We start from the raw sequence: 5,158 nt of genomic DNA on the forward strand, positions 1-5,158 counted from the left end.
ATCGACCGGTGACCGACTCTGAACTCGACCACCTGAAGATGAACGGGCGCATCGAGCGCTACGACACCCGCCTGGCGCACCTGCTGCCTCTGCCCGAACCGCCCCGTCGCGCCCTCGAGTAGCTCGTCCAGAACGACCTCCTCGCTTCGGCCGCCCCCCAGCCAGATTCCCCTTGGCGACGGCTTCCAGTCCACCCCACGCCTCGCTGGCTGCGGGACCTTCGCCCGCCGAGGTACCCGCCACCCCAACCTGCTGCAGCCCTGGCTGGCGATCTCCTCGCTCGCAGATTGCCGGAGCGGAAGCTGCCTGGCGGCACCCAGCGGACCGCTGTGGAGCCGCACGGCCATCTCAGGCCATCGCAGGCTGTGGTCCCTATCCCCGGCTCTTGGGCCTCCCCCCGGAGGACAGCGTGGGGATCTCCGGTTGGAGGCAACCCCTCACCGGCCTATAATCTGCTGAGGAGGGTCCAGCCCATGGAAGTGTCTGCTGCCATCCGCACCAAACGCGCCGTGCGTGAGTTCGCCCCTACCCCGCTGCCGGTCGAGGTCGTCAGTCGCATCCTGAACGCCGGTCGCCGCGCCCAGTCCTCCAAGAACACGCAGCCCTGGCAGTTCATCGCCATCCAGGATCGACCCACGCTCGAGCACCTGGCCAAGCTCGGTACCTACGCCGGCCACCTGGCCGGCGCCGCCCTGGGGGTGGCGTTGGTGACCCCCGACCCGGACCAGCGCTGGTCGATCCTGTTCGACGCCGGGCAGGCTGCAGCCTACATGCAGCTCGCCGCCTGGGAGCTCGGGCTCGGCTCCTGCCTGGCCACGATCTACCAGTTGGACGCAGCCCGGGAGTTGCTGGGTTTCCCGAGCGATATGGTTTGTCACGTCGCGATCTCCTTCGGCTATCCGGCCGACCCCAGCGTGCTTCAGGCTCCCCTGCGCTCCGGCGGCCGGAAGGTGCTCGAGAACATCGTGCACCTCGACCGCTGGCACAGTGCTTGACCGCTTCAACCCGCCCGCAGCTGCCCGGTCTGCGCGTCCAACTAGACGCCCGCTGTCCTGACCCCTCTCCCCGCGAAAGGAGACTTGCATGACTTCCAGCCGGATCGTTCGAGCACCGCGCGGCCCAGAGCTGCACTGCAAGTCGTGGCTGACGGAGGCGGCCTTCCGAATGCTACAAAACAACCTGGATCCTGAGGTCGCGGAGCGGCCGCAGGACCTGGTGGTCTACGGCGGGCGCGGACAAGCCGCCCGCGACTGGGCGAGCTTCGACGCCCTGCTCGCCAGCCTGCAGGCGCTGGAGCCCGATGAGACGCTGCTTGTCCAATCCGGGAAGCCGGTGGTCGTGTTCCGCACCCACCCCGACGCCCCCCGCGTTCTGATCGCCAACTCCAATCTCGTTCCCCACTGGGCGACGCAGGAGCACTTCGACAGCCTGGTAGCACGTGGCCTGATGATGTTCGGCCAGATGACCGCCGGCTCGTGGATCTACATCGGCACGCAGGGCATCCTGCAAGGGACCTACGAGACCCTCGGGGCCCTGGCCCGCCAGCGGGGATGGCCTTCGCTGCGGGGCAAGTTCGTCCTGACGGCCGGCCTGGGCGGAATGGGCGGGGCACAGCCGCTGGCCATCACCATGAACGAGGGGGTGGGCTTGGTGGTCGAGGTCGATCCCGAGCGGGCCCGGCGCCGTCTCGAACATGGCTACGTCGATCAGGTCGTGGACACCCTCGAAGAAGCGATGACCTTGATCGAGCAGGCGCTGTCCGCCGCCCAGCCACTGTCGGTCGGGTTGATCGGCAACGCCGCCGAGGTCTACCCGGACCTCTACCGGCGCGGCATCGTGCCCGATGTTGTCACCGACCAGACACCGGCCCACGATGTGCTGATGTACATTCCAGACGGATTGAGCCTACTGGCGGCCGAAGCGCTGCGGCGGGAGCAGCCGCAGGTGTATGAGCAACGTGCCCTGCAGTCGATGGCGCGGCATGTGCAGGCGATGCTCGCCTTCCGGAAGGCCGGGGCCGAGGTCTTCGACTACGGCAACAATCTCCGCCAGCGGGCCTTCGACGCTGGCGTCCGGGAGGCCTTCGAGTTCCCAGGCTTCGTCGCGGCCTATATCCGCCCGCTGTTCTGCGAGGGCAAAGGTCCTTTCCGCTGGGTAGCTCTCTCCGGCGACCCGGAGGACATCTACCGGACCGACCGGGCCGTTCTCGAGCTGTTCCCGCAGGATGAACACCTGCGGCGCTGGCTGACGCTGGCCCGGGACAAGGTGCGCTTTCAAGGGCTGCCGGCGCGGATCTGCTGGCTCGGCTATGGCGAACGGGTGCGAGCCGGGCTGAAGTTCAACCAGATGGTCGCCGCAGGCGAACTGGGCGCTCCGATCGTCATCGGCCGCGACCATCTGGACGCGGGCTCGGTGGCTTCGCCCAACCGCGAGACTGAGGGCATGGCCGACGGCACGGATGCGGTCTCAGACTGGCCGATCCTGAATGCCCTGGTGAACGCCGTCGGCGGCGCCACCTGGGTGTCCTTCCATCATGGCGGCGGGGTGGGCATCGGCTTTAGCCAACACGCCGGACAGGTGATCGTCGCCGACGGCACCCCTCAGGCCGCCGCCCGCCTGGAGCGGGTGCTGACGACCGACCCGGGCATGGGCATCGTGCGCCATGCCGACGCCGGCTACCCGGAGGCCATCGCCGCCGCCCGGCGACATGGGCTGAAGATGCCGATGCTGCGCTAGCGCCCTAGCCCGCAGCCTGCACTCCACCAAGCGACCGCGTGGCTACACACCGCTCGCCGGCCACTTCTGGCAAGGCGGGAGCACCCGCGGGCACCCCGCCGACGGGGCCCTGCTCCAGACAGGGTAGCCTTCCGCCAGCCTGCCTGCGATACAATCCTGCCCATGCCCCGACGCCGGACTCCTGTAATCCTGCTGGCATCGGCCCTGCTCGTGCTGGCGGTTCTCACGGCCTTTGGCCCTGCTGAACGTAGCTTGGGCTCGAATGTGCGTCTGGTTTACCTGCACGGCGCCTGGGTGTGGGCAGCCTTGCTCGGCCTGGGCGCGGCAGCAGCCTGCGGAGGCATCGCCCTGGTCACGCGCCGGGTGGCATGGCAGGCGTGGTCCCGGGCACTGGGGCTGGCCGGGACGGCGTTCTGGGTAACCTACCTGCCGATCAGCTTGCTGACGATGCAGATGAACTGGAATGGTTTGTTCCTCCAGGAACCGCGCTGGAGGCTGGGCCTGCATTTCGCCGTCGCGGCAATCGTGCTTCAGATCGGATGGAAGCTCCTCGACCGGCCGACCTGGACCAGCGGCGGCAACCTGCTGTTCTTCATGGCGCTGACCCTGGCCCTCGTCGGCGCCGAACAGGTTTTGCACCCTCCGGCACCGATCGCGGCCTCCGGTTCCGCGGCGATACAGGGCTTCTTCCTGGCGATGCTCGCGGTCGCCCTGATTGCTGAATGGCTGCTCGCTCGCTGGCTGCGCGCTGTCCGCGCCTGATCGGATGGCCCGCCCGGCCCGCCTTCGCCTGCGCTACCAGCTGATCCTTTTCGCGGCCGTGCGCACGGTGTTCAACACCGGCCACCGGCTGGTCTATCCCTTCCTGCCGGTCATCGCCCGCGGCCTGGGCGTCGATCTGCAGACCGCGGCCCTGGCCGTCAGCGCTCGCTCCATGCTGGGCATCTTCGGGCCGGCCATCGGCTCCGCTGGGGATCGGTTGGGCCGACGCCGGGCGATGGTCACTTCCCTGGTGATGCTGGGCATCGGTTTCGCCTTGGTCGCACCGTTCCCGATCTACCTGGTGTTCGCCCTGGCGTTGGGGATCGCGTCCGTCGCCAAGATCCTGTTCGACTCTTCGATGCAGGCCTATCTCGGGGACTTGGTGCTGTACGCTCGCCGGGGACTGGCCATCGCCGTAACCGAAATCGGCTGGTCGCTGGCCTCGCTGGTCGGCCTACCCCTGGTTGGGCTGATCATGGCCCGCTCGGGTTGGGCGGCGGCTTTCCCCTGGATCGCGGCCCTGGCCCTCGGCGGCGCCCTGGCGCTGCGTTTCGTCCTTCCGATTGACACGCGCGCGATGGCTACCCGGATGCGAGTCTCCCAGGGGCTGCGGGTCGTTGCCCGGCACCGCATCGCCCTGGCTGCACTGGCAGTCGGGCTGCTGATCAGCACCGCCAACGAAGTGGTCACCATCGTGTTTGGCGCCTGGTTGGAACAGGCCTTCGCGCTGCAGATCGTCGCCCTGGGGGCGGCCTCGATGGTCATCGGCGCCGCCGAACTGGCCGGCGAGGGATTGGTGGCCGGGATTACGGATCGCCTCGGGAAGGTGCGATCGGTGGCTTTCGGGATTCTGCTGAACACGCTCTCGGCCGTCTTGCTCCCCTTACTTGGCCAAAGCCTGCCCGGAGCGGCGGTCGGGCTGTTTCTCTTCTACGTCACGTTTGAGTTCACCCTGGTCAGCGCCATCCCATTGATGACCGAGCTGGTTCCGACGGCCCGGGCTACCATGATGGCCAGTAACATCTCTTCACATGCCCTTGGGCGGGCGCTGGGCGCGCTTCTCGGCCCAGCGCTGTTCGCCTTGGGGTTCACCGCCAACGGCCTGGCCGCCGCTGGCCTCAACCTGTTGGCCCTGCTGCTACTGGTGTTGTACGTCCGCGAGTAGAATCGCGGCCGTGGCAGGACCGGCGTGGGCCAGCCCACATCCCGCGCCGCCGCTTTTCGGGCCCCTGCCCCCACCTCCCGCAAGGCCTGCAGCCGGACCTAGGGCGGGCAAGATCCTGGGGCAACGACTCTTCAGCCGGAGGCGATCGCGCACATGACCCAGCACGCTCATGCCGGCGCCGACCTCCCTTCAGCCACAAACAGTGAAGTGGACCTGCTCGTGCACTCCGCCTCCCAGCTGCTCACCCTTGGCGGAGGACCCCAACGCGGTTCGCGCCTGGGGGATCTGGGGGTGATTGAACACGGCGCCGTGGCGGTCCGCCAAGGACTCATCACGGCAGTCGGGTCGACGAACGACCTCCGCCAGCGCTGCCGGGCCCGTCAGGAGATCGATGCCTCCGACAAGGTGGTACTTCCCGGCTTTGTGGACCCGCACACGCACCTGGTGTGGTCCGGAGATCGCGCCCTGGAATTCGAACAGCGCCTTCAGGGCAAG

General features: G+C 68.1%; 5 protein-coding genes. All 5 read left to right on the forward strand.

All coding sequences use genetic code 11. The features are described 5' to 3' along the window. The first annotated feature begins 473 nt into the window (after positions 1-473). On the forward strand, positions 474-995 hold the full coding sequence (locus MUO23_06255) for a nitroreductase family protein (protein MCJ7512557.1): 522 nt from the start codon (positions 474-476) through the stop codon (positions 993-995). Positions 996-1,083: 88 nt separating this feature from the next. After that, complete coding sequence (gene hutU / locus MUO23_06260; GenBank protein ID MCJ7512558.1) at positions 1,084-2,736, forward strand: urocanate hydratase; 1,653 nt, start codon at positions 1,084-1,086, stop codon at positions 2,734-2,736. Positions 2,737-2,898: 162 nt separating this feature from the next. Beyond that, positions 2,899-3,498 (forward strand): hypothetical protein, encoded by a 600-nt coding sequence (locus MUO23_06265; GenBank protein MCJ7512559.1) that lies wholly within the window; start codon positions 2,899-2,901, stop codon positions 3,496-3,498. Positions 3,499-3,502: 4 nt separating this feature from the next. Then, entirely contained in the window at positions 3,503-4,663 is a 1,161-nt protein-coding gene (locus tag MUO23_06270; GenBank protein MCJ7512560.1) for an MFS transporter, read from the forward strand. 153 nt (positions 4,664-4,816) lie between these two features. Continuing rightward, the coding region (locus tag MUO23_06275) for an amidohydrolase family protein (GenBank protein ID MCJ7512561.1) at positions 4,817-5,158 on the forward strand (342 nt) is incomplete at its 3' end.

Source organism: Anaerolineales bacterium, from assembly GCA_022866145.1.
GTDB lineage: Bacteria > Chloroflexota > Anaerolineae > Anaerolineales > E44-bin32 > PFL42.